Here is a 22,926-nt window from a genome sequence, read left to right as displayed (position 1 = left end):
CCTTCAAGAGCCAGAAGTTCTTGAAGTTCACAGAATCGGCGTCCTGCGCAGCCGCTTGATGGACTCGCCGTCGGCGATCAATGGGCATCGATCAACACGCTTCGAGCCGTGCGCAGCATGGCTGAGATCTCGCGCCGCCGAGCAACTGCTTCAGCCGAATAGTACCCGTGCTTGAAGTTGTTCCGATTGCCCTTGGGGGCACCTGGGGACGGGCCTCCATGCATCCGGCACCGCCCATTAGCCATGCCCGGCGACTCGCACGGCCTGCCGCTCCTGGTCTTCGCGCCGCATCGTGGCGCATTCCACATGTCCAACAGCAAGGGGTTGACCCTCCCTTTTTTCAAAGCCCCCGCCCCCGGGGGCTCCACCGCTCCCACAATGGCCTGCCCGCCCTGGTAGACGTGCACGTGCTCGACGGTGACCTTCTGCTGCCCCTTGCCGCGATGACGGTTCAGGGCCTCCAGGAGGGCCGCATAGGTGCGAGAGAGCTTGTTAGCCTGGTTGAGGGCCTCCTGGCGCCCGGCAAACGATTGGTCGGGGACCATCGCCCGGCGGTAACATTCCATCGCCGCGTTGTGGGCTCCGAACATCTGGGCGGCCAGCATGCCCTCGAACTCGTCGCGGGGCTTTATGCAGATCAGGGCGAGAAGTATCCCGTCAGTCCAATCGCTGTCGGTCTTTTCGTGCCCGGTTTTCCAGAGGGTCTTGAACGCCTGATCGGCGATAAGGCTGTTCCACTCGTCAGCTCTGGAGCCACCAATGCATTGGTGAGTGCCTTTAAGGGATTTCTCGAGGTCGAGGGTGACGGTCTTTGGATTGCGCTCAATCGCTGGCGCGGGTGCCACGGCCGCGGCCACCGGGCTGGGCGCGGCCGGGCGTCTGCGGGGTAGCTTCCGTGCCTTTGGCCCTTTCTTCGTCACTTGGGCGACGCCTCGATAGCGAGCCGATCGGCAATCGCCAGAATGAGCGACCGGTTCTGCTGATCTGGGGTCATCTGCTCCCATTCGCTGACGTACCTGGACAGCTTGCTAGCCCGGGTCTCCAACTCGGTAGCGATCAAGGCGGCCTCTGCATCCAGTTCGTCATACCGCGCGACCGTTGACGGGCCCTGGTCGGGCCATCGAGGCATAGCAGCTGGCTCAAGCATTTCCGCGCTGAGCCCGTTGATGAGGTGTACCCTCCGATTGGTGGCCAACTTCTCGGACGCATCGGTGATCGTCCGCCAAGCCTTCAACGCCCGCTGACGGCTTTGGTGCATGCGGCCGCCCGCCTCCACAAACGGACGCTCCTCCCGGGCTTTAGCTTCGTGCTGCTCCCGGTCGGCATCCAGCCTCTTCAGGTTTAGAATGTCGTGCGAATTGTAGCCGCCCACCTCGACGGAGTTGCCGTAGTGCTTTCGCACCCGGGCCACCATCGCCTCGTAGTCATTCCGATCTTTGCTTGCCCACATGGGTTTAGTGCCTCGTTCCGTTGAGCGCTGTTCGCGCAATCATGGTAATAGCCGCGCCGATGTGTTCGCCACCGACGCCGCTGAGCATCGCGTAAAGGTGCACGCTCGCGAGATCCGGAAACCAGCGCCGGGATGCAAGTGCTCCCGCCATCTGGCTTTCGTGCAGACGTTCTTGCTCCAAAAACCCCGCTTCCTCGCACATCTCCTCGTCGGTAAGCGGCTGAGGGATCGCGCCGACCTGAGCGACCTCAGTGAGGGCGTCAAGAAAACCATGCTCCATGCGGCCGAGGCGGCCGTACATGGCCATGAGGACATAGGCGAGAAACATTCCCGCACCCGGCCGGCGCGACGTTGCTACGGCTTCTCTGAAGTGCCATTTGCCGCGCTGGTAGTCCGTATCAGCGTCCCCGGAGCGCTCGGGCATCCAGTAGTGAAGCGCGGGCGCCGCCGCACCGGCTGCCCGGATATCCTTCACAAAGGCCAGCAATTCGCTTAAACCTGTGTCTTCCGCTTGCATGTTCGAACGGGTGACCGTCATGAGAGCCCTGATTTTCTACTCGATTTGCATTGTGCTGTTCATCGGCTGCATGTGGCTGGTCAAACTTCTAATCACCGGCATCAGCGCGGACTTTGGTTATGGCTTCGCTGCCGGGGCCTTCCTCACGGCCGTACTCGGATATTCGGCCGAAAAGCTCGGCTACAAACAGCCTCATTATTGACGCTGCTCCTCCGGCCGATTGATTTGCATCAGTCGGTTTGCGGCTGCCGGTGCAGCCACCTGGGACCGCGTCAGTGCGTTCTCAATCATTTGCGGGCGAAGCATCACGCGGCCGGCGCCGCGCGCCATCGCGGCGGTTGCCATCAAGCCACCAAGTCCAAGACCGACGTCCGTCATAGGATCGAAGCCGCCACCGTATGCGGCGCCCCCACCCAATGCCGCGCCCGCCAAGGCGGGTGCTCCGTGCACGAAGGTATCAAGCACCTTGGTCCCGAGTGGAGTGCCCGAGTCTGGCGGCTGCTTCATGAAGCGCTGCCCGATCTGGGCGATATCTGCGATGTCCCCGCCGCTGCCATAGGCGAAATTCGGATTCGCCTTTCGTACCTCGTTCAACAGCAGCGTCGGGGAGATGTCACCTGTGGCAGCCTTCTCCGCCAGAGGCTCGATGGTCTTCATGTTGCGATACTGGTAGCGTGCAAGATTGTACCGCTGCGCCAGGTCGGCTGGTGCCGACCGCTCCAAGGCGTCCTGGAGCGCCGTCCTGATCTGCCCCGCATAGAACTTTACGTTCGGATCTGTGCTCTTCTGAAGCCGGCTGAGAGGGGCATCCTTCTTGAGCATGTTGTTGAACGAGCGGCCGTCAAACTCGCCGTTCTTCACGAGATTGGAGATTTCCGTCACGCGCTTCGCGATCGGTGCGATCTGGTCCGGCTCAAGGACGCTGCTTGCATCGCTAAGGATGCCACTGAGCTTGCCTGCCAATGGCCGGTCAAACCGAACAACCGTGCCTTTCTCGACCGCATCGAACTCCTGACCCAAGCGCTTCTTGGCCGCTGCCATCACGTCTGGGGTGATGCGAGTAGCGTCGCCACCGAAGGTCCGCGCCACCGCCCGGTTGAATCCCGTGCGTTGCTCATCGATTGCCGCGCCCATCCCCGAGCCTGGAATCTTGGGCACCATCTGGTCCATCTTGTTGATGAACGGCGATGTGCTCGACTGCGAGGGCCGGATCGGAATGCCAAGATCTTCTGCGCGCTGGAGCAGATAGTTTGTGGCGCGGTCGGCTGCCGGCGCCATTACCTTGTTCACCCCGGCGCCGATTACTCGCGCGACGAAGGGTGACAAGACGCCGACTCCGGCGCCAATTGACGCGCCTTTGCCGGCTTCTTTGATATCTCCGCCGCTTCTTGCCAGAGCATCTGCGCCGCTAAGACCGGCGCCGGTAGCACCGCCTGTAACAGCACGCTGCCACAGCTGTCCGGTAAGCCCTAGAGCACGCGCACCTGCTGCGGTGGCGGCGAGGGGCGCCATTGCCGCCGTACCGCCTGCAAACTGTTCAACTCCGGCAGCAACAGGATGGTCCTCAGCATACTTATCGGCGCCGATCTTGATCCGCCGTTCGTTCTCCGTCATTCGCTCGGAGAACGTCGGCGCGTTGGACATGCCCGGTGTCGAGATAAACGGGGAAGCTGCGGCATTTAGGGCCGCAGCGGCTTTGTCGGCATAGGCTCCGGCTACCGGAACGCCACGCAAGAACTGTACGCCCTCTGCGCGACCCTGGCCGATGTCTACCGGCTCGTCACCGGCGGACTTCTTGGGCTCGACTAGCCACTGGCTCTCAAAGGCCTTGGGGTCCAGAACGCGCGTGCCGGTTTCATCCGCCGGTGCTTTCGCGCCTTCCGTACCCCAAATGCCGTGAAATGCTTTTTCGTCCATCGGCATCAGCGTGGCGCCTTAATCAGGCCCTGCTCGGCCGCGTCCTGCACATTGAGCATGAAGAGTTCGCGCTTGCCCTTGGGCAGCCCATCCAGAATAGATTTCCGCTGAGCTGCACTCATCATGTCGAAGCCGTAGGCGCGAGGATCAGCGGTGACGTTCCACTTCGAGGCAAATTTGCCGAACTCGCTCTCGGGCAGCCCCGATTGCTCGAAGGCCGCGAGCTGGGCCTGCTTCATGCGACGCAAGGCTAGTGCTGATTTGGCGACGTCCACCGCGGCAGCGTTGCTGATGTTGACGGACGGATTGCCGGCGAACGCGGCTGCCAATTTGTCATTGGTGCCGCTGTTGCCGTTCTGATTGACGAAGTCGGTGAGGTACTTCTTTGCCTTGTCGTACGTCGCGACGTCGTCCTTCAGCCCCTTGAAGTCCGCGCCTGGGATATTCGAGAGGACAAACGACTTCAGGTGATTGATGCTCTCGGTGCCTGGGCCGGAGCCCTTCGTGCCGAGCTTTTCCAGGGCGGGAATGGCCTGTTCAAGCGGGAAGACCTCCTGCTGGAAGTTGATGCTGCGATGGCGCGCATTCACCAGCTCATCACCGGAGCCCTCGCCAGCCTTTCGCTTTGCTTCAACATCGCCCGGCGGCAAATCAGAGACTATCGGCCGTGCGGTAGGAGGACCAGACCCACCTGGCGGCGAGCTTTGTGACTTCATCGGTGCCGCGTGGACGCCGTTGCCCTCCCGCAGCGGACGCGTAGTGGAATAGTCGCCCATGGGATTGGCGGGGCCCTCGATATGCGGATTACCCGTGCCGCCTACGAAGCTCTTGCCACCATAGTTCGGCTGGTTCGGGTCGGACTGAGGGACGCGCTCGCTCGGCTGGAGCGTGTTTGGAATATAACCAAGATCACGCGGAGGGGAGCCGCCGTAGGCAGGCTGCTGGACTAGCTTGGTGCCGCCGCCGGTCGGCACGCCCTGAACCTCGCCCATGTACGCGCGCCCGCGCTGCTCAGCACTGAGCGTCTGGGCGTGGACGTTCTTCAAATACTGAGGCTGAAGCCTCGGATCCGCCGGGAAGCCCTGCATGAATTGAACAGCGTGCTGCGCGGACATCACGTCGCCCTTCGTCAGACGGCCAAGTGTCTCCCATACCTTCCCAGTTACGTCCTTCGTGCCGAGATCTGGATCAGACAGCAAGCCGGCAGCCGCGTTGTTGATCATGCCGAAACGTTCAGTTGCGAGCCGGACTCCGTTGATCTGAACCGCTTGTTGATTCTGGACGTTGGACAGGAGCTTGTTGCGATAGTCGGCAACTTCTCCGGCGACCTTAAGCGGGCTGTCAGAAACAGCGTCCTTGTAGAAGGATGTATCGACTTCGGCCATTCGTACTTTCCTTACAGCTTGCCCGAACTCACACGATCAAGAGCATGCACCGCTGACGCAAGTGATTGGTTTGAGAATGTTGCCGGTGAAGTTAGAACCCCCGGATTGATTGTTTTGGATCGTCAATGGGCAGGATGTGGCAACGTTCTCAAAGAGGATATTGCCGGCGGTATTGCCTGCCGTGATCTGAATCACCGCCGTGCAGCTCGTACTGTTCTGTTGGACATTCTTGAATATCGATAGGTTCCCAGATGTCCCGACATTTTGAGACAGAGCGAAAGCAAACCCCTCGATGTCAAGATTCTCAGCGATGAGCCGCCCATTGGAGTGGGTGATCGCGATAGGGCAATTAATGCCGGTGCCACCACACGCAAAAACGGTGTCACGGATGATGTGTTGCGTGCTGCCGGCGTTGAGCGAAAATCCGGTGTTGATTGCGCCCCCGTTTTGAGTGCATTGCAGTCCGATCCAAATATCGTTGGCTGCTCCGCCTTTGCCGATCTCGTATTTGACGCAACCTCGCAAGCCAGCGTTGATAAAAACTCCCTGAGCCAATGTGAATTGCTGCCCAGAGTTCGAGTAGATCATCGCCGTCCCGTTCGTGCTGGTGGTCAGCGCCGATCCATCGATGGTGATGTTCTGGATCACGCAATTGCTTTGACCTACCGCTGAATTGCTGTCGCAGAGTTCGATATAATGATTTCCGCTTCCGTCTGCCGCGCATTCCCGCAGTGTGGCAATTCCAATTTGAAGCCCGTCAAATACGACACCGGCCGGGATCGGAATATCATAGATGGTCCCGTTCCATCCGCCGCAGGTCATATAGGCGCCGCGCGGGAAGATGATCTTGTTGCCGAACACCTGCGCCGACGCCGTAGCAACCGGATAGGAGGCCCATGCCGCCGCCGACCAAATGGCTGGAGAATTGTTCGTCGCCGAGGCGTCGCTGCCGTTCCAGTCTGCTTTGGCCCCGAATTGAAGGATGTTGGCCTGCCCCGCCTGATCCGTGACGAATTGAAACAGGTTGCCAACTGCATCCGCGAAACTTGCTTTGGCTGTGGAAATGCCGGTGACGGTGACTGAAAAACCTGAACCACTCCCACCAACAAAAGAATTGTTAGGCGTGAAAACTAGGCCAACCGTTTCCTTCGGGCACGGCACGGCAAATGAAACTGCAGTGACCACACCGCTGGATACGGTAACAGCGCCATTGCAGCCGACGTTGAACGGAACGCCGAGATAGGTCCCGTCTGTGTAGCCAGAGCCGGCGGTGAACGTGAAATTCGTGACGTAGGAGTCGATAAATGCCTGAGGTCCGGCGATCTTGATAAATGTGGCACCGCCGCCATCTCCTGGCGTCGCATAGCCCTGCGTTGTGATGGCAGAGAATGCCGACAGGTTCAGGGTGGCTGCGATAGCCCGAGAGGGCAGGACGGGGATGACTCCGCATTGCCAACCAGTGCCTGATACCCACTGTGTGAACTGGTAGAGGAGTGAGCAGGAGACGATAGCGATATCAGACGTCGTTGAACCGTTCAGAGAACCCTTCACGGTATTCGCTGAGCCTGCGACGAGATTGCTATTAGCAATCGAAATCCCCGTGGGAGACGTCCCGCAGTCCTGAAGCAATCCTGTCGTGCCGTTGAAACACGAAAAGTTGCCATTCACTACAGGCGCGGTCGGCATGATCGAATTGATTACGTCGTGCTGAAATGCTTGCACGCCCAACGGGGTGATCTGCCCCGTTGAATTGTCCGGAAATGTCGTGCTGACTTCTGCGTTAAGCTGCGCCTTGGTCTTTTGAGCCTCGGCAGGCGCAAACAGGGAGAGGACCAGCAAAACACCAACCGGAAATCTGAGTGGGACTATGCGCATTTTCAGCGCCCACCCTCGAATGCGGGCGAAAACGAAATTGCCTCGAAGCCGGCCCAAGGCGCTTGTTTTTCAAGAAGGGCAACAGCGCCGATGGCGAGCACGGAGCCAAGCGCAAGCGCACGCGCGAGATTGGCGATCATCTCAGGCCGCCCCCCGCTCGACTTCGATCCCGTCGGCGCGGAGGCGGTCAGCCAATGTCGTGCGTACAAAATCACTGCGGGACATCAGGCGGAAGTTTGCCGCCCGATCCAGCGCGTTAGCGAAGGACTTGGGGGTCTTAACTTGCACCAGCGCGTCATAGGCTGGCCGATCGGATTTCATGGTCGTCCACCGGGCGAGAGCGCGGACGCGGGTCGATCGAAGCGGGACTAACTGCGCTTCATCGGCGGGCGCCTACAGCTATGTTGAGATTTGCGTCTCACTCGCCTGAGTTCAGCCCATTGGGAAATGGTGCTGGGCGGTCCGGCTGCACGCGCGGCCCCTGATATGGACAGGGAGAACCAATATGTTTGCAATATAGGCGTAATACCGAACGTTGTCATTTAACGTTTCAGTAAAAAAGCGTCCTTTCGCTCGCGAAGTCGTTTCGCAGCTTTAAAATAGGCCCGCTCATAGGTTTCATTCGCCTTGATAGACTCCAAATCGCTTGCAGCAAGGGCTAGCGCCGTCCGCGCCGCATCGACTCTCTCCAACTCGATTAGTCGCTGTTGGCTCGACAAGACCATCTCTAGGATCGCGACAGCATCCATACCGGCAACCTCACCGGTGTCCGCATCCTGAATTTCGTCCGAATCGACCAATTTCGCCTCCATTGTCATGGTTCAATCATCTCCGCCTGGTCGAGTGCCGTCGCCTCTTCGGGTATGAAGGGTTCTAGGATGTGCCAGCGGTGCGGCCCCGAGCCAGGTCGCCCAGCGTAAGCCTCGCCATCAGCACTCACGAGATGCGCCACTACCGCGCTCCCTGTAGCTTCGCGCCAAATTCGGCTGACTGCGGATCAATGAAGGAAACCAATGCCGGCGCCAAAGGCGACGGCCGACGCGAAGCGGCGGAATGCTTCAGCACGGCAGGCGGGAGATAAGTGCCGAGGAACCTAGTCCCAGATTTCAAGGCACGCGCTCGCGCCTGGGGCTCACCGGCGGGCTGCAACCTCTCCGGTGAGACGATTTCGGTCTTAGTTATATCTACTATAGAAATGGGGACCGAAATCGTCTCACTGCTTTTTTCAAGTCGCCTGTACCAAGTAGAGCGGCTGATGCCGGCTTCCGTCCAGGGCTCAGTTTTGACAAGCGACTGCGCCCTAGGAGTAGCACCGGATGCCTCCCGCTTTGCTGCCTGCAGCTTTATCTTCCTAGCTCTGGCTGCGCTCTTCCGCTGCCGGGCCGTGATGCCAACGGCGCCAATGGTCCGGACTCTCAGACGGTTGCGATCAGCGGCTGACAGCTGAATGCGCCAAGCGATCTGATCCGCAGACTGCCAGCGGCTGCAGGTCGCCGACGCGTTAAGGATGTCATCGACAGAACTGGACGCCCACGGTGCCCTCGCCCTGACGAACCCGGCAAAGCGGGAAGCGCCGTTGCCGCCCGCAAGCACGAAGCCATCCGCCAGGACTTGAAGCGCTGCATTACCGGCCTCATTGATGGGATAAACTTCCCGAAGCGATCTCGGAAAATTCGTTCCAGTTCAACCAGCCGCAGGTTGGCGATCGGGCTGCGATTTTTGCCCGTCTGCTTTGTGGCTCTCCTGTGCGCTTTATAGCGTCGTGCGATATCCCTTCGGAGGACGTCCTTGGGCACGCGCGCCATTGTGGCGCGGCTCACTGTGAAGCTCATCGCTCCTGCCCTCCGAGCGAGGGAATACCGAGCGCATCACAGACGTGGTCCAGGAAGGAGTCGCAGTTTTCGCGGGAGATGACGAAGAAGGGATCCGACTCTTCGTCCCAGGTCTTTTCCTGTCTGACAACGAGATGGCCCCACTTGTTCCGATAAATCGCGGTTGCGCGCTGGCCTTGGAGGACAACGGAAGGATCATTCGACCAATCGAAGGCGTCGTAAGTGGCCTCGCGTTCCGAATTTTCCGCCGCGATCCGGTCGATCTTGGCTAGATCCTCTTTGAACTTTGGACTTTCCAGGTGGATAGGCGCTGCGAGTGATTGGATCAGCATCTCCTCGCGCGTCATTTCCGCGTCAAGATTCAGCTGTTTGGGAGTGACGGGTCTGTTCATTCGTTCTCTCGAAATTGCAATGGGGATTGCACCGCTGATTTTTCAGCAGTGAAGATCGCGCGAACGTTGCTTTTTCGGGAGAATTGGATTATGCGTGAAGTTGTTCAGGCTTTCGGCACAATCTAATCAGGCCCGTGAGAGCAACGCTCGCGCGGGTCTTTCTGCTTATGCGGCGGCTTCCGCAGCGCGACCGATCTCGGGACGACCCACTTTTGGCAGTTGAGTAGCGAGTTTGCCGCGGGTACTGCCGCAACGGGATTCAGCCCAGGCCAGAGCGTCCTCCAGCTTGTACAGCGGGCGACGGCCAAACCACTTAGCGACTGGCGGGCCAGCATTCACCGATGGCAGATTGAGTTTCGACCAATAGCTTCGGGTGAGCGGAAAGCCGCGTTCGTTGAGGCGGAGCCGAAGCTGCTCACGGGTGAATAGGCTACTTGGGGTGTGTTCGTTCATGGCAACCGCCCTTTTTGGATAGGAATGGACGGCTACCTGTAGATACCGAAATTGCTCCGGCATCTATTCCTTTAAATGCTATTTTTTCGCAACGCGTTTCTTCCGCTTGATCCCGAGCCGCCCCTTCGCTCTTCCATTTGGATCCTTCTCGTGGTCCGAGGTCTTTTGCGCCTTGAGCAGGTGTTTATAGATCTCATCAACAGAAGTGTTCTTATAGAGTGGGTCGCGAGCGTGCGTCTTCTTGAGGAGAGCGGCTAGTTCATAGCTCCCATCGACAACGGGCTTCCGAGACAAGTGAGGCAACCCATTGGGGTCGGTACGGAGCTCGTGTCCCAACCAATACAGGTCCGCGAGCAGCTTACCATGGGCCGCTTTTGTCCATTTGGGCGGTCTGCCTCTCCCAGAATGGCGGTGTGGGCCAGATAGTTCTTGGAGGAGCCAGCGCCAATGTTGGGGATTCTTGATGTCGTATTTGAAAGCTCGAAATAAGTCGACGAGATGCCGATCGGTCTCAAGCTCACCCGGCGCAAAATACCATGTGCCCATTTCGACCTTGAAAATGTAATCATCGATAAATTGAGGACGTGATCTCGTCGGCACTGAGCACCTCCGCCGGTGCAATCCGCATGTGGACGACGCGGCGGGCTGGTGCGGTACCAGCTCTTCAATCCGTCGATCTAGCCGCGCCGATCTTTTAAACGTTCTTCCAGGTCGGGATCATAGTCCAGAGCCGCTTTTTCCCAAAAGGCTGCGCGCTTGGCCAAGCTGATCGCTCGCCGCAGAAATGTCCGGGCCATAAAGGTCTTCGTCGAGGCGCTGCAGAAGCGCTTCATACTTTGCAAGACGGGCGACAGTAGCTCGAAGCTCTTCCAAGTCATGGACGCTCTCTGATCTGCTCTTGGGTTCTGCGAGCGCTCGCAGCTCATTGACCTCGTCCGCCCGGACTTTGATCCTGGGATCGCGGTGCCAAACATCTCGGATACGATTTTCAGACCAGTTGCCGAGCTTGCGGCGTACTCTGCGAAGTACCGCCTTCAGCGACTCGCCAGCTTGGCGCTCGCCGGCCAACTTTCGAAGAAGGTCGGCAGCCTCGTCGAGAGAAGTAGCCTGCATCTCCGATACCTTATGGGAAAATTCCGACGTCATTTGTGCTCTCCTGCTTTTCAAGAGAGCGCGCGTTTAACAGCGCCGCATTCGAGGACGAGCGACCCGGCAAAGTTTGGCGACCACGGCGGGCTGTGCTGTCCAAAGGAGAATTTCGTTGCGAACTCGGGCGAGGTGCGCCCTGCCCCGACGTTCTATCGGGATTGTGAGCCAACCGAGCACCGCCCCCGTTGCTCGGTTGAATGTGGCGGACAGGCTCAATCCGTTGCGAGCCTGTCCGCCCCGGAGGGCTAGAAATGGAGCGAGATATGACGCCGCTGAAATTCACTGTGCACGCCTCCGAACTGACTCTCGAGCGTGTGCGCGCGATTGAGTTATTTCGGAAGTGGGATGCTGTGATGGTGGAGCATCACGGGGAGCTGTACTATCGCTCGATGAAATACACAGTTCACTAGGCGGTGGATAAAGATCGGGACGTTGAATATGACGGGGCACTCCAACGGTCTGCTCGATCGTCAAGACACGCTTGTGGGGAACCTGCTTCCACTGGGAAACGGCCTGCGCTGTTATGCGCAGGATGGCTGCCAGGGCGTCACCTTTCCGGGCGGCCCTCAACACTGCTTGCAGTCCTGGATCTGTTTTACGAGCCATGCCCCTATAAAGCATCCCTTTACCCTCTTGTAAAGCACTGCTTGGTATGAATTGTAAAGTGTAGCTTTATATTGGCGGCATGGAACAGAGACTTACCCTCGGAAAAAGGATCGCTGCTGCGCGTCGCCGCAGCGACGGCAAGCTGACGCAAGCGCAAGTCGCCGAAGAACTCAGAGTTACGCCCCAAGCAGTCTCGGGCTGGGAGCGCGATGAGTCCCGACCCGATATTGGCAAATTGGACGCCCTGGCTCGCCTTTTGGGCACCTCCGTCGATTATTTGATGGGGGGCGATCCCGATCTGATCAAATCCGTTCACACCGAACTCGACCAGCAATGGGCGGAGCAAGGCCGCCGCCTCGCGCAAACCCCGGAATATCAGAGGGTCTTTTTAGCCGAAAAATTAACGAAGGGACCCCTGGGCGGAGCAGCAGATTTCCCCATCTACATCGCGGCTTCTGACACCGAAGGCTCAATGACGATTGAAGCTAGCCCCATACAATTCGTGCGTCGCCCCCCTTTGTTGGAACGCGTTTCTGGCTCATACGGCGTACTGATAAGTGGGAACGACATGGAGCCGGCTTACAGGGAACGCGATCTCGTACTGGTGCATCCTCTCGCGTCCATGTCGTCCGACGCCGATGTGCTGCTCCTGAAGAGACCCCCGAGTTCAGGCGACGCACAGGCGTTGTTGCGAAGGCTAGCTCTCCAAGATGAGCGAACCTTCACCGTACGGAGGTTCAATCCACCAGAAAGCGTTACGGTGGCCCGTTCGGATTGGCCAATTTGCCACGGGATCGTTGGTCGCTTGAGCTCGCTTTATTTTCTAAATTGACTAAAGCAATGCTTGACAAACATCTAAAGAGCTGCTTTACATGATCCCGTCAACAGCGGGAGGCCCTCCATGCCGGTCATTGCAAAGCAGTCTCAGATTTCACCGCCCGTCATCAACTTCGCCTGCCCTACCGCACAAAGCGACCTAAGCATCCTAATTGCCAACCTGAATGCGGCAGTTGCAGAGGTCGAAAAGTGGGGGCCATCGAGGACCGTCTTTCGCTCGCCTACAATCGAACCAAGCCCGGCGAGCCGAAGGTCTATGGTGGTAGGAACGGCGCCAGCCGTATCATGCGCGACGGCCACGACGACGTGGTTATCGAGGCCTATGACTGGTTCTACACGTCGCGCGATAGCATCGAGAAGGATCGCGCCCGGCACCTTGAGGCCGCGACCAGCGACGACGTGCGGGCAGAAGTGGAGCAGTGTTTCACGGCTCGCCTCACGGACTGGGATCGTCAAGAGCGTGCGTGCCGGCGTGCGATCCCGAAGGCGCTTCGCGAAGCAAAGCGCAATTTGAAGCGGGCGCATAAGGCTTGGACCAAAGCCGAACTCGCTATCATCAACTTCCGCCCGACGTGCCAGCAAGACGCAATTGACCTGCTCGTCTACGCCGGCCGGGACGAGGCCCGCGGAGTATTCTTCACGCCAGACGATGCCGAGCTTAAGCACCTCATGCGCAACGTCGCCGTCGCGCTCGTCACGCTCACCGCGAACTGATGGAGATCGAAAGATGTTGCAGCTCCCGCAATCTGCAGTCGGCCAGCACCGCTCCAAACGTCAGGACGCTATCGCCGATCCTGTGCTTGCTATGATTGCTGAGCACCAGAGGCTCGCAATGGCTTGGCAGGCGCTTTACGATCAATTGCAAGAAGCCGAGTTCGAGGCCACGAAAAAGCACGGCCCGCGTCCAATCGGCCTGATTCAGTGGCGGGGCTACACGATTGGTGCGGGCGAAATCGAAGCTCGCCGCGAGCAATTGCTGGAAGCTGGCGAGATCAATCGCGCCACAATCGAGCGGGAATATCTTGATGCCAAGGCTCGTTATGACGCGCAGCTTGCGGCCGGTGTCACCTGGGATAGGCGCGCCAAGCTTTTAAGGTTGAGCAAGGAAGTTGACCGACGCGTTGCCGCAGAACGGCGGTATGCAAAACGCCTTGCGAATACAGCGCCGACAACGCCGGCCGCTGCTGCTGCGCTGATCCAGTACATGCTGGATGAGGAATTTTGCACGGATAAGGACTGGTGGCATTTGACCGCGCTTCAGAACCTTGTCGCCTCCCTCGATGCCATGCCCGCCGCTGCGCGGTCGTGATGTGCATAGTCGGGAGTTGGCGGCCTTCGCCGCCCTCTCCGCGTCTTCCCTTCAGGCATCATCATTTGGTCAGCATCGCCTGCGGAGGCGTAATCGGAGCGGAAAGCATGCTGCATCTACCTTCTGCCGAGCGGGCGTCGATCGCCCCACAAGCGCAGCCGAGCGAATGCGCTTTGGTGCGGCTGGCCGAGCAATTCAGGCTCACCAATCAGGCGTACAATGAGGCTGACGCTCGAAATGACGAGATCGACCGAAAGCTCCTTAACGAAGAGCTGGATAAGATCGCAGAGCGAGCCTCGCACTTCACTCCGCTCTCAATCGAGGGAGCCGCCTTCATGGTGATGCTGGCCCATGACACCAACGGCACTGTCGAGGAAGGGGCAAGCGAAGCGATTAAGCAGAAGGCCAGTGCTCGGCAAGATCGGTATCATTACCGACTTCTCGAGTTTCTGGGTGGCGGAAGGCTTTTCCCCGAGGTTTGCGAATACCTGATGGATGTGGCACTTGATCCCGCCTTAGACAAGCGCCCGGCTGCCGGCGTCGAGGTTCGGCTAACGTCAGCTATTCCAATTTCGCCCGGGGGCGAGTGACAGAAGCTTGAGCAAGCCGTCAGCAATTCCCGCAGGATCTTGGCCCAGGCGCATGGCAGCCGAGCTGGCGGCCGGCTATTGCGGCGAGCGCACGGCGGAGGACTTCCTAAAGCGGGTCGGCAAAGAGTATCCTCAGCCGCGAGTAGCGGAAGGGCGTAGACGGTTATGGCTGAGGGACGATCTGGACAGGGCAATAGCTCCAATCCTCGCGCAAGGCGACCTCGCAGAGGATTTGTGAGGGTGGAACTGCCCCGACACGTGATCCCCAAGCTGCTGGCGAAAGGCGCGACGGCCTATTACTACAACGTACCGACGAAATATCGCGCACTGAGGTGCCCCCTCTCGAATGAGGCTCTGGGGACTGATTACGCGCGGATGCTGGCGCGGGCCAAGACGCTCAATGAGCAATTTGACGAATGGGATCAGGCACGCAAGGGCCTGCCAGTAAGCGGCGTCATGGCTCCGAAATACGGAACGGTTGATTGGCTGTTTCGCGAATACAAGATCAGCAAGGCTTATCTGGAGAAGGTCGCGGAGCGGTCGCGCTCAGATTACGAATGGGCGATGGACGAGATTTGCAACGTCATCACCAAGTCGGGCGATTGTGTCGGAGGCCGTCTCGTCAGGACGATCAGCCCCCGAGCGGCAGACAAACTCTATGACAAGTTCATCACCGCAAAGGGAAAGAAGCTCGCGGCTGGCCAGCAACGGCTGCGCACGGGCGAAAAGCTGATCGGCCTCTGTCGCAAGGCGTGGCGGGTTGTCCATCGGCTTTACCCGGAAGAGTTTCCGGCCGACGTTCCGAATCCATGGGAAGGCGTGACGGTAAAGAAGCGGGCGAAAGCCAAGAAATCCGCCGTCACTCGGGACGAGGCCTACGCCTTCGCCTGGGGCGCGATCGAGGCGGGTTATCCCGAGGCAGCCGCTACCGCGGTCATCTGCTTTGAATGGCTCCAGCGGCCGGAGAACGTGGTTGCGGGCTACATCACATGGGCCGACTACCGGGCACCTTCGGCGCCGTCGATCATCCGGGTAGCTCACCACAAGACCGGCACGATCGCGCCCCACCCGCTGGAAGAGACCGACGAAAAGGGCAACGTGACGCTGTTCTATCCGGATGCTGAGGAAATCCTGGCGAAGCTCCCTAGGCTCGGGCTGCCCATGATCTTGCGCGACTTAGGCGACGGCGCAGCCAAGCCGTGGATTTACAGCTCTCTTAACCATGTCGTGACGCGACTGCGGAAAAAGATCGAGGGCGTTCCGCCCCACTTCACCCTGGATGCCTGCCGGCACGGCGGGTTGACGGAGCTGGAGGAAGCAGAGCTTACGGACGGGCAAGGCCGGGCGCTGTCCACGCACAAGACGCAACAGAGCTATGAAGGCTATGCCAAGCGTTCGGCCAAGCGGATGCTATCGGCTACCAAAAAGCGTTATGCCCACGTCCTCGCGAACAAAATAGCGACAAGCGTTCAGAATGACGGGGCTGATGGCATTCAGAATGAAAACCAGGCCGTCGAGAAAAGCGCTTAATTCACAGTCGGTTGGTTGGCGCGCTCGGAGAGATTCGAACTCCCGACCCTCGGAATCGAAATCCGATGCTCTATCCAGCTGAGCTACGAGCGCCCTGGCCCAGATCTTGGACCGTAACCGAGACGCCCCAGATAGCTGCTGGCGAGCCAGCAGGCCGGGCGACGTTCGGATGGGTTCGAATTAGCAGAGAGGCCGGCCAATAAAAAGCCCTTCCGGCCTCGATTCGAGACGGGTCAGACCCGCCCTCACCAGGTGCTGTTGAAGAAGCCGAAATGCGGCTGCTGCGCCATCACCATCATCGGCCGCCCTTGCTGCGGCACCGGATGCGTTCTGGCGACCTTGCGCTTGGGCTGCTGCGCCGGGGTCTGAGGGGGCTGGGCCTGCGCCTGAACTTGCGGCTGAATTTGCGTCTTGGCCTCGGTCTTCTTGACCGCAGCGGTATCGGCCTTCGCGGCCGGCGTGAATTGGGCGAACGTCTCGCGGACCCGCGCCTTGGCTGATATCTCGGCCAAAGCGGGTGACATGCTCTCCACGGGCGGCTGGGGAGCCGCGACGGCGGCGATCTTCGCCGCAGGGGCGGCAAGCGTCGGCTGACTGGTGTCGAGTACGACACGCTCCGGCAGGTGGCGATCGGACCGGATCCGAATCAACGGCTGTTCGTTGCTTGCGGTTGCGATAGCCTGCGTCACAGGCGAAGTCGGCAGAACGTAGTTCGCCGCGAACAGCAGTGCGAGCAAGGCTCCACCGACAAAGAAGAAATACCGAAAGATGGGCATTGGCCACGCTCCGCCCGCCGCATCCCCGCGTGGGCTCTCCGCCTTAACAGGCGATCATTTAATTAGTTCCTGGCCCAGCCGTTCGGTTCAAATGGCGACGGCAAGTTTTTCGGCCAACCCCCAGGACAGTAATTTTTCCGCTACCCGGCACTGCCGGCCTTAGGTCCGGCGTGCTGCCACAAGCGAACACTTCGCCTGATCGGCATTCACGTTGACGAAGCCGACAGGAATGCGCGCAAAAGTCTTGCGGCTCTTCATGCTGACCTGATCCGCCAGAACGCGGGTGCGGTCGGTGAGATGACTGCCATCACGCCGCGCAAAAGCGCAGACGATCTCGACATCCTTTACGGCATAGTCGTTGTCGTTGCGCAGCGTGAGCGTCACCAGCGCCTTCGATCCAAGGCCGCCGCGGCGCCAGGTCTGAGATGAAATCCTGATCCGGCCGAGTTCTGCCATTGTCGGAATCTGAGCTTCGGAGGCCGGCGACACGGCGACCGCATCGCGCGAAGGCGCCGTCTCGACGGCTGCCACGTCAGACCTCACCGGTTCGGCACTGTTGCCTTTGGAGACGGGGAGCAGCATCCAGATGCCGCAACCGACGATGATGGCCGCCAACAGCCACAGCAGGCCTCGCCCAAATGAAACGCTCGCGATCGTCACCGCCCGCGCCAGTCGTTCGCCGGTCCCGGCGAAACGCCCTAACCCGATGCGGTCAAACCCAGCGCTCATGGTTGCCTCACCGATCGCAGCGGAAGCACGTTTCGACAACGGATTCGGCCACTGCTTACCTTAATCCGGAAGGCGAACCAAGGTTCCCGCGCAGCTGCCGAGTCGGCAAGAGCGGTGGCGGTCACGGGCCGAGCCCGCTAACATGCGCTGCAACATCAAGATCCGTCGGGAGAACACGAAATGCCAGTCGTCACTTGGGATCACGTCCATCTGCGCAGCCCCGATCCGGAGGCCACGGCGGCTTGGCTGCGGGACATCCTCGGTGGCGAGATCGTGCAAGCGCCCGGACGGATCGACGTGAATCTCGGCGGCGCAAGGATCTTCATTGCGCCCCTCGAGGGCGACAATGCGGTCAACCCGCCGCCGCCGCACCCGCATCAAGGCCTCGACCATTTCGGTCTCACGGTGAAGGACATCGACGCCGTCGCCGCCGAGCTCAAGGCCAAGGGCGTTACTTTCACGCGCGAACCGACCACGATCCGCCCCGGCGTGCGCATCTGCTTCATCCGCGGCCCCGAAGGCATCTCCATCGAGCTGCTCGAGCGCGACAAGAAATATACCTGACACGGCGCGCGCCGCATCGGCTCACCGGGCGACGTTGCCGCCCGGCGTGCTCAAGTCATGCTGCCGGGCATGAAGCAGCGGACGGCGACGCCCATGTAGCCGTAGATCGGCCAGACCATGGTGCGCCCCACCCGGTTCGGCTCCGAGATCACGGCCTCCTCGGGCACGTCGACCCAGACGAGCTCCTGCGGTCGGCCGTCGATCATGTGGCCATAACGCGGGACGCGGACCCGATAGTGCCCGTCCTTGCTGTCCCAGTCGGCGTCCGAGAGCGCCGAGCCGTCGGCATCGGAGCAACAAGGCCCCTTGCCGCTTCGCAGTCCGTCGAACCAGGCCTTCAATTCGGCATTGGTGTTGACGAACTGGCCGCGGTCGCGCGCGTGGCCGAAGGGGGCCGCGAGTGCGATCAGGGCCAGGACGCATGCTAGGTTCGCCACGGTTCGCCAGCGTGCTGCGCCGCCGATCCGCCGTTGTCGTGTTTCGCAAATCGTGGGACGCACACTGTACAGACGCGGCTTCTCGCCGCCGGAATCGATCCAGTTGCTCACGTTTGTCTTGCTCCAGCACCCCGCGGCCAGTGCAACAATGGTTATGCATTTCGCGGGCCAACTTGATTCGCAACGACTGGCCTCGCTTCATGATCAGACCGTCATGGCGGTGTCATAGACAAGCCGGGACAATTACGGCTCACGGGCAGGCTCGCAAGGTCGGCGGCCAAACTGCCGCGTTGCGTGGCCGCATGCCCTTTGGCATAAATGCACCACCGGTTACGCCATTGGGCGATGGCGGCCGGCCTCGGGACGTTATGAAGAACGGCCTCTATTCGATTCACGTGAACCTGCTCGATGGTCGGGTCGGCAAGGGCAGCGGCGTGATTCTTTTTCGCGACGGCAAGATTCTTGGCGGCGACGCCTATCTCTATTACACCGGCAGCTACACGGTGAAGGACAACACCTTCAAGGGCGAGGTGCTGGTCCAGCGTCACACCTCGCCGCGGGGTGACGACAATCCGCTGTTCGGCGGGCCTGCCGCGGTCGGCATCGGCCTCAGCGGCACGTTCACGGAGACGCGCGGGGACATGACGGGCACCGCGCTGGTCGGAAAGGCCAGCCAGATTTTCGGCGCGACGCTGCATAAGCTTGCAGAGGCCGACTAGAGCTTCGGTTCTGATTGAATCAGAACTGAAGCTCTCAATTGTTGTTTCGACGCATTTTCGTCACGCGGACCGGCATCCACTTCGCTCGAAAACGCGTGAGCTATTCCGCGGCCTGCTCGAGCGGCGCCACGCGCGGCAGGATGATCTGGATACGTGTGCCGCTGCCCGGTTCGGAATCCAGATCGAGCCGTCCGCCGAGCCTGTTCGTGACGATGCTGTAGACGATGTGCAGCCCGAGGCCGGTGCCGCCCTGATCGCGCCGCGTCGTGAAGAACGGATCGAAGGCACGGCGGCGGACGTCGAGCGACATGCCGCAGCCATTGTCGGAGAAGATGATCTCGACATTGTCCTTGCCGGACTCGCGCACCTGGATGTCGATGGTCCCCGGCCGGCCGTCCGGGAAGGCGTGCGCCACCGCGTTGAGAAACAGATTGGTCAGCACCTGGCCGTAGGGTCCGGGATAGCTGTTCATGGTCAGATCAGGCTGGCACTCGACATTGAGCGTCAGATTGTGCTTGCGAAGGCCGGGCCGCAGACTCATCACCACCTGCTCGGTGAGGTCACCGAGATCGAAGCTGCGCTGGTCCGAATAGTTGCGGTCGGCGGCGACCTGCTTGAACGACTGGATCAGCTCCGCGGCGCGATTGAGATTGGCGACGAGCTGCGAGGACGCGTCGCGGCTGGTATGGAGAAAGTCGTTGAGCGTGGAGCGGCGCAGCTCGCCGCGTTCGACTTCGGCGGTGAACATCGCGGTCTTGCGCTCCAGCGCGGAGGCGACCGTGAGGCTGATGCCGACGGGATTGTTGACCTCGTGCGCGACGCCGGCGACGAGGCGCCCGAGCGCCGCCAGCTTCTCCGCCTCGATCAGCGAGGCCTGGGTCTCGCGCAGATTGCGCAGCGCGGTCTCGGCGGATTCCTTGGCTTTCCGCATCTCCTGCTCGCCGCGCTTGCGCTCGCCGATGTCGAGCGCCACGGTGACGATCCGCTCGATCTCGCCTTCGGCATCGAGCAACGGCAGCTTGTTGACGAGCCATTGCCGCATGTGGCCGGAAGAATCAATGTACTCCTCTTCGTAGAAGCCGAGGCCCTTTCGCAGCGTCAGCACGCGCTTGTCGCTCTCGTCGGACTTGGCCGCGCCGTAGCGCGACATCAGGTCGGCCGTGGTGCGGCCGAGCGCATCGCCGGGCTCGATTCGAAGATGCCGGCCATGTAACGGTTCATCAGCACGTAGCGCAGGTCGCGGTCCTTGACGTTGATGACCGCTGGCACGGTGTCGATGACCTGCTGGAGCAGGCGCCGTCCTTCGGCAATGGCGTCTTCCGCGCGCTTCTGGTCGGTAATGTCGCGCAGCGTGCCCTCATAGCGGACGATGTTGCCCGCCTCGTCGCGGACGCCGGTGGCACTGTCGGACAGCCACAGGATGTCGCCGCCGCGCTGGCGCACCTGGTATTCGAACTCGCGCACCATGCCGTCGCGTGCCATCAGCCGCTGATATTCGACGCGAGCCTCGGGATTGACGTAGATGGTGTGGGCGATGTCGTTGATGCTGTCGATGAGGTCTTTGGGGCTGTCATAGCCCATCATCCGCGCCAGCGCCGGATTGGCGTTGAGGAGGTCGCCGGCCGGCGTCGTGACATAGATGCCGTCGACCGAGCCCTCGAACAGTTTCCGGTAGCTCTCTTCGGCAAGGCGTTGCTCGGTCAGTGCGCGCACCGCCGCCTCGCGTGCCGTGTCGGCCTCCTCCAGCGCACGGCGGAACACTTCGGCCGCCCGCGCGATGTCGCCGATCTCGTTGTCGAGGTCGGCGGACGGGATCGAGGTGTTCTTCTCGCCGGCTGCGAGCGCGCGGATCGACCGCGCGATCTGGGCGAGCGGACGGACCGTCCGCCGCACCACGAAGCCGGCCGCGAGAATGCCGATCAGCACACCGATGGTACCGAGCACGATGCTCTGCCAGCGCGCCTCCGTCAGCGTGCGGGCAAAGTCGCGCGACAGCACGTGACCGCGCCGGGCGCTGACCTCGCGCAGCAATTCGGTGACACGGCCGATCAGCCGACCCTCGGTTCCCAGCACCTCGCGGTCGATGTCGGCGATCTGCCGTTCACGGACCGCGACCGCGATGATCGCCTCGGCGTACTCGTTGACCGCCGATCTGAGCTTGGGATCAGTGACGCCCATCGCCCGCATGCTCTGCGCCGCCTGCTCGGCCGCGGACGGGTTGCGCGCAAGCAACCCAAGCGCGATCCGGCTCTGCGCTTCCGACAGGCGGGACGCCAGCTCTCGGTCCGCAGTGCCGGAGACAGCTGCGTCGAACTGGTCGCGGAGCGGCGGCAGCCCGGCAAGCAGCTGGGCGCGGCGGTCGATCAAGGTCGAGATCCGTTCCAGGCCGCTGCGGTAGGTCGCAAGCCGCTCGCTGACGCCGTCGATCATATCCTGCTGCTCGGGCACGAGCTCGATGCGGGTCTTCTTCAGGATGTCACTGAGCGTCGATGCCGCCTCGCCCACCTGCTTGAACTGGATGCCGGCGCCAGGGTCGGTGACGAAGTCGCGCGCGGCGAGCCGCAGCTCGTTCATGCGGCGGTCGATGTCCTCGGCGAGGTCGCCGACGCTCTGCAGCCGCTGCAGCTCGGCGAAGGTCGTGTCGATGTGCCGGATCGCAATCACGCTCGCGGTCGAGGTGACGATGATCACCGCCAGCACCAGAAGGAAGCTGCCGAACGTGAGCTGGCCGATGGAGAGCGAGAAAGTTCGCTTTTTCTCAGGGGTCGGCGTCAATTCGGCGGACATTGGTGTTGTGTGGACCGGGCCATTGGAGCTCCAATATACGACGTATTGCAGTCCCGGGGGAACATGCGTCTGGCCGCCGAATATCCTTAATGTTGAAGCCCTGCCGGCCTCCTTGGCCCCGGTTTTATGACGTTTTGACGTCGGCCGGCCGCCGCGCCGGGATAGTCATGGCGGCGACGCCGAGGACGACGCAGGCAAGACCGATCCAGGCGGTCCGGCTCAGGCTCTCGCCGAGGAAGGCGACGCTGATGGCAACCCCGATCGGCACGCGGAGATAGGCCTGCGCGGTGGTGCCGACCGAGCCCAGGGTCTGGATCAGGCGGAAATAGATCACGAAGGCCGCGGCCGTCGAGAAGGTCGCCAGCGCGAGCAGCGCCAGCACGGAACTCAGCGAGGGCGACAGCGTCCAGGGCTGCTCGACGATGAGCGAGGCCGGGAGCAGCGCCGCCGCCCCCGCCAGCAACGAGCCGGCCGCGGGCGCCATGGGATCGAGGCCCTTGAAGCCGCGACCGAAGATCGCGGCGCAGGCGTAGCAGATGGTGGCGGCAACGATCGCGGCCTCCGCGACGAGGCCGCTTCCAACATTATGGAAGGCATCGACGCCGACGATCAGCAGGATGCCGGCCATGCCGGCGACCACCCCGACCAGCTTTCGCGGTGTCGTCGCCTCGTGACGCGTCACGACCGCCGTGAGCAGGAAGGTGAAGATCGGGCCGGCCGAGTTGAGGATGGTCGCAAGCGCGGCATCGACGTGGCGCTCGCCCCAGGCGATCAATGTCCAGGGGATCACGCTATTGAGCACGGCCTGGAAGGCGAAGCGTTGCCAGGTCGCGGCATCCGTCGGCAGCCTGATGCCCCGCGCCCACATGATCGCGAGCAGCAGCAGGCCCGCAATCGTGGTGCGCGCCGCGATCAGCGTGATCGGAGGAATGGTGGCGACGCCGAGCTTGATGAAGGTGTAGGAGCCGCCCCAGAGCGTTGCGAGCGCCAGCAGCAGCGCCAGCTCGACGGCGATGTTGTTGTTCTCCCGATTGCCCGGTCGGTTGTCCATGTCGCGCGCTCGATCCCGTTG

26 protein-coding genes, 1 tRNA gene and 1 pseudogene are annotated in these 22,926 nt (G+C 61.0%); 9 read left to right on the top strand and 19 right to left on the bottom strand.

From position 1 onward, the window contains the following. Window positions 1-77: 77 nt before the first annotated feature. Genes AB3L03_RS34255 through AB3L03_RS34245 form a run of 3 tightly spaced genes read right to left on the bottom strand, consistent with a single transcriptional unit; the run spans window position 78 to window position 1,988 of the window. On the bottom strand, window positions 78-857 hold the full coding sequence (locus tag AB3L03_RS34255) for an HGGxSTG domain-containing protein (protein WP_368507899.1): 780 nt from the start codon (window positions 855-857) through the stop codon (window positions 78-80). Between the two features lie 59 nt (window positions 858-916). After that, complete coding sequence (locus AB3L03_RS34250; RefSeq protein ID WP_368507898.1) at window positions 917-1,450, bottom strand: hypothetical protein; 534 nt, start codon at window positions 1,448-1,450, stop codon at window positions 917-919. A 4-nt stretch (window positions 1,451-1,454) separates the two neighbouring features. Continuing rightward, entirely contained in the window at window positions 1,455-1,988 is a 534-nt protein-coding gene (locus tag AB3L03_RS34245) for a hypothetical protein (RefSeq protein WP_368507897.1), read from the bottom strand. On the opposite strand from AB3L03_RS34245, the gene AB3L03_RS34240 reads away from it, so the two are divergent. Then, window positions 1,987-2,169, top strand: a complete 183-nt coding sequence (locus tag AB3L03_RS34240) for a hypothetical protein (protein WP_368507896.1) — start codon at window positions 1,987-1,989, stop codon at window positions 2,167-2,169. The two genes, AB3L03_RS34245 and AB3L03_RS34240, sit on opposite strands and share 2 nt — an antisense overlap. Here AB3L03_RS34240 and AB3L03_RS34235 read toward each other — a convergent pair. From AB3L03_RS34235 to AB3L03_RS34190, 10 genes are all read right to left on the bottom strand, one after another. Continuing rightward, window positions 2,163-3,890 (bottom strand): hypothetical protein, encoded by a 1,728-nt coding sequence (locus AB3L03_RS34235; RefSeq protein WP_368507895.1) that lies wholly within the window; start codon window positions 3,888-3,890, stop codon window positions 2,163-2,165. The two genes, AB3L03_RS34240 and AB3L03_RS34235, sit on opposite strands and share 7 nt — an antisense overlap. Next, entirely contained in the window at window positions 3,890-5,269 is a 1,380-nt protein-coding gene (locus AB3L03_RS34230) for a hypothetical protein (protein WP_368507894.1), read from the bottom strand. The genes AB3L03_RS34235 and AB3L03_RS34230 overlap by 1 nt, the downstream gene beginning before the upstream one ends. A gap of 36 nt (window positions 5,270-5,305) precedes the next feature. Next, on the bottom strand, window positions 5,306-7,108 hold the full coding sequence (locus tag AB3L03_RS34225; RefSeq protein ID WP_368507893.1) for a hypothetical protein: 1,803 nt from the start codon (window positions 7,106-7,108) through the stop codon (window positions 5,306-5,308). A gap of 38 nt (window positions 7,109-7,146) precedes the next feature. Then, a complete protein-coding gene (locus AB3L03_RS34220) occupies window positions 7,147-7,284 on the bottom strand; it encodes a hypothetical protein (protein ID WP_368507892.1) in 138 nt (45 codons plus the stop codon). A 1-nt stretch (window position 7,285) separates the two neighbouring features. Continuing rightward, a complete protein-coding gene (locus tag AB3L03_RS34215) occupies window positions 7,286-7,465 on the bottom strand; it encodes a hypothetical protein (protein WP_368507891.1) in 180 nt (59 codons plus the stop codon). Window positions 7,466-7,686: 221 nt separating this feature from the next. Continuing rightward, on the bottom strand, window positions 7,687-7,962 hold the full coding sequence (locus AB3L03_RS34210) for a hypothetical protein (RefSeq protein WP_368507890.1): 276 nt from the start codon (window positions 7,960-7,962) through the stop codon (window positions 7,687-7,689). Between the two features lie 1,010 nt (window positions 7,963-8,972). Continuing rightward, window positions 8,973-9,368, bottom strand: a complete 396-nt coding sequence (locus AB3L03_RS34205) for a hypothetical protein (RefSeq protein ID WP_368507889.1) — start codon at window positions 9,366-9,368, stop codon at window positions 8,973-8,975. Between the two features lie 165 nt (window positions 9,369-9,533). Continuing rightward, window positions 9,534-9,821 carry a hypothetical protein gene (locus AB3L03_RS34200; protein ID WP_368507888.1) on the bottom strand — a complete coding sequence of 96 codons (288 nt, stop codon included), beginning with the start codon at window positions 9,819-9,821 and terminating at the stop codon, window positions 9,534-9,536. A 78-nt stretch (window positions 9,822-9,899) separates the two neighbouring features. Beyond that, a complete protein-coding gene (locus tag AB3L03_RS34195) occupies window positions 9,900-10,421 on the bottom strand; it encodes a hypothetical protein (protein ID WP_368507887.1) in 522 nt (173 codons plus the stop codon). A gap of 117 nt (window positions 10,422-10,538) precedes the next feature. After that, window positions 10,539-10,967, bottom strand: a complete 429-nt coding sequence (locus AB3L03_RS34190; RefSeq protein WP_368507886.1) for a hypothetical protein — start codon at window positions 10,965-10,967, stop codon at window positions 10,539-10,541. Between the two features lie 266 nt (window positions 10,968-11,233). On the opposite strand from AB3L03_RS34190, the gene AB3L03_RS34185 reads away from it, so the two are divergent. From AB3L03_RS34185 to AB3L03_RS34160, 6 genes are all read left to right on the top strand, one after another. Then, window positions 11,234-11,380, top strand: coding sequence for a hypothetical protein (locus AB3L03_RS34185; RefSeq protein WP_368507885.1), 147 nt, complete (start codon window positions 11,234-11,236; stop codon window positions 11,378-11,380). 275 nt (window positions 11,381-11,655) lie between these two features. Continuing rightward, the gene (locus tag AB3L03_RS34180; protein ID WP_368507884.1) at window positions 11,656-12,408 is read left to right on the top strand and encodes an XRE family transcriptional regulator; all 753 of its coding nucleotides are present in this window, start codon (window positions 11,656-11,658) and stop codon (window positions 12,406-12,408) included. Window positions 12,409-12,602: 194 nt separating this feature from the next. Further along, entirely contained in the window at window positions 12,603-13,127 is a 525-nt protein-coding gene (locus tag AB3L03_RS34175) for a hypothetical protein (protein ID WP_368507883.1), read from the top strand. Window positions 13,128-13,140: 13 nt separating this feature from the next. Continuing rightward, window positions 13,141-13,722: a hypothetical protein gene (locus AB3L03_RS34170; protein ID WP_368507882.1), complete on the top strand. Its 582-nt coding sequence runs from the start codon at window positions 13,141-13,143 to the stop codon at window positions 13,720-13,722. A 107-nt stretch (window positions 13,723-13,829) separates the two neighbouring features. Beyond that, window positions 13,830-14,312: a hypothetical protein gene (locus AB3L03_RS34165; RefSeq protein WP_368507881.1), complete on the top strand. Its 483-nt coding sequence runs from the start codon at window positions 13,830-13,832 to the stop codon at window positions 14,310-14,312. A 258-nt stretch (window positions 14,313-14,570) separates the two neighbouring features. Next, window positions 14,571-15,842, top strand: coding sequence for a hypothetical protein (locus AB3L03_RS34160; RefSeq protein WP_368507880.1), 1,272 nt, complete (start codon window positions 14,571-14,573; stop codon window positions 15,840-15,842). Window positions 15,843-15,858: 16 nt separating this feature from the next. Here AB3L03_RS34160 and AB3L03_RS34155 read toward each other — a convergent pair. The 3 genes from AB3L03_RS34155 to AB3L03_RS34145 all read right to left on the bottom strand — a co-directional run bounded on the left by AB3L03_RS34155 (window position 15,859) and on the right by AB3L03_RS34145 (window position 17,347). Continuing rightward, window positions 15,859-15,935: transfer RNA gene (locus AB3L03_RS34155), tRNA-Arg, on the bottom strand. Window positions 15,936-16,087: 152 nt separating this feature from the next. Then, window positions 16,088-16,618 carry a hypothetical protein gene (locus AB3L03_RS34150; RefSeq protein ID WP_085384250.1) on the bottom strand — a complete coding sequence of 177 codons (531 nt, stop codon included), beginning with the start codon at window positions 16,616-16,618 and terminating at the stop codon, window positions 16,088-16,090. A gap of 159 nt (window positions 16,619-16,777) precedes the next feature. After that, window positions 16,778-17,347 (bottom strand): hypothetical protein, encoded by a 570-nt coding sequence (locus AB3L03_RS34145; RefSeq protein ID WP_368507879.1) that lies wholly within the window; start codon window positions 17,345-17,347, stop codon window positions 16,778-16,780. Window positions 17,348-17,527: 180 nt separating this feature from the next. On the opposite strand from AB3L03_RS34145, the gene AB3L03_RS34140 reads away from it, so the two are divergent. Further along, complete coding sequence (locus AB3L03_RS34140; protein WP_018455287.1) at window positions 17,528-17,911, top strand: VOC family protein; 384 nt, start codon at window positions 17,528-17,530, stop codon at window positions 17,909-17,911. Between the two features lie 50 nt (window positions 17,912-17,961). Here the strand turns inward: AB3L03_RS34140 and AB3L03_RS34135 are convergent, their stop codons facing one another. Further along, a complete protein-coding gene (locus AB3L03_RS34135) occupies window positions 17,962-18,459 on the bottom strand; it encodes a hypothetical protein (RefSeq protein ID WP_368507878.1) in 498 nt (165 codons plus the stop codon). A gap of 257 nt (window positions 18,460-18,716) precedes the next feature. Between AB3L03_RS34135 and AB3L03_RS34130 the strand changes: the two genes are divergently transcribed. Beyond that, window positions 18,717-19,067, top strand: coding sequence for a GrlR family regulatory protein (locus tag AB3L03_RS34130; RefSeq protein ID WP_085395594.1), 351 nt, complete (start codon window positions 18,717-18,719; stop codon window positions 19,065-19,067). A gap of 100 nt (window positions 19,068-19,167) precedes the next feature. Here the strand turns inward: AB3L03_RS34130 and AB3L03_RS34125 are convergent. Next, window positions 19,168-21,854 (bottom strand): annotated as a pseudogene (locus AB3L03_RS34125) (PAS domain S-box protein). Window positions 21,855-21,978: 124 nt separating this feature from the next. Beyond that, complete coding sequence (locus tag AB3L03_RS34120) at window positions 21,979-22,905, bottom strand: DMT family transporter (RefSeq protein ID WP_085395592.1); 927 nt, start codon at window positions 22,903-22,905, stop codon at window positions 21,979-21,981. Window positions 22,906-22,926: the final 21 nt, after the last annotated feature.

Source organism: Bradyrhizobium lupini, from assembly GCF_040939785.1.
In the GTDB taxonomy this organism is placed as follows: Bacteria; Pseudomonadota; Alphaproteobacteria; order Rhizobiales; family Xanthobacteraceae; genus Bradyrhizobium; species Bradyrhizobium canariense_D.
The sequence above is the reverse complement of the archived record's forward strand: the minus strand, read 5'-3'. Positions and strand labels throughout refer to the sequence as shown.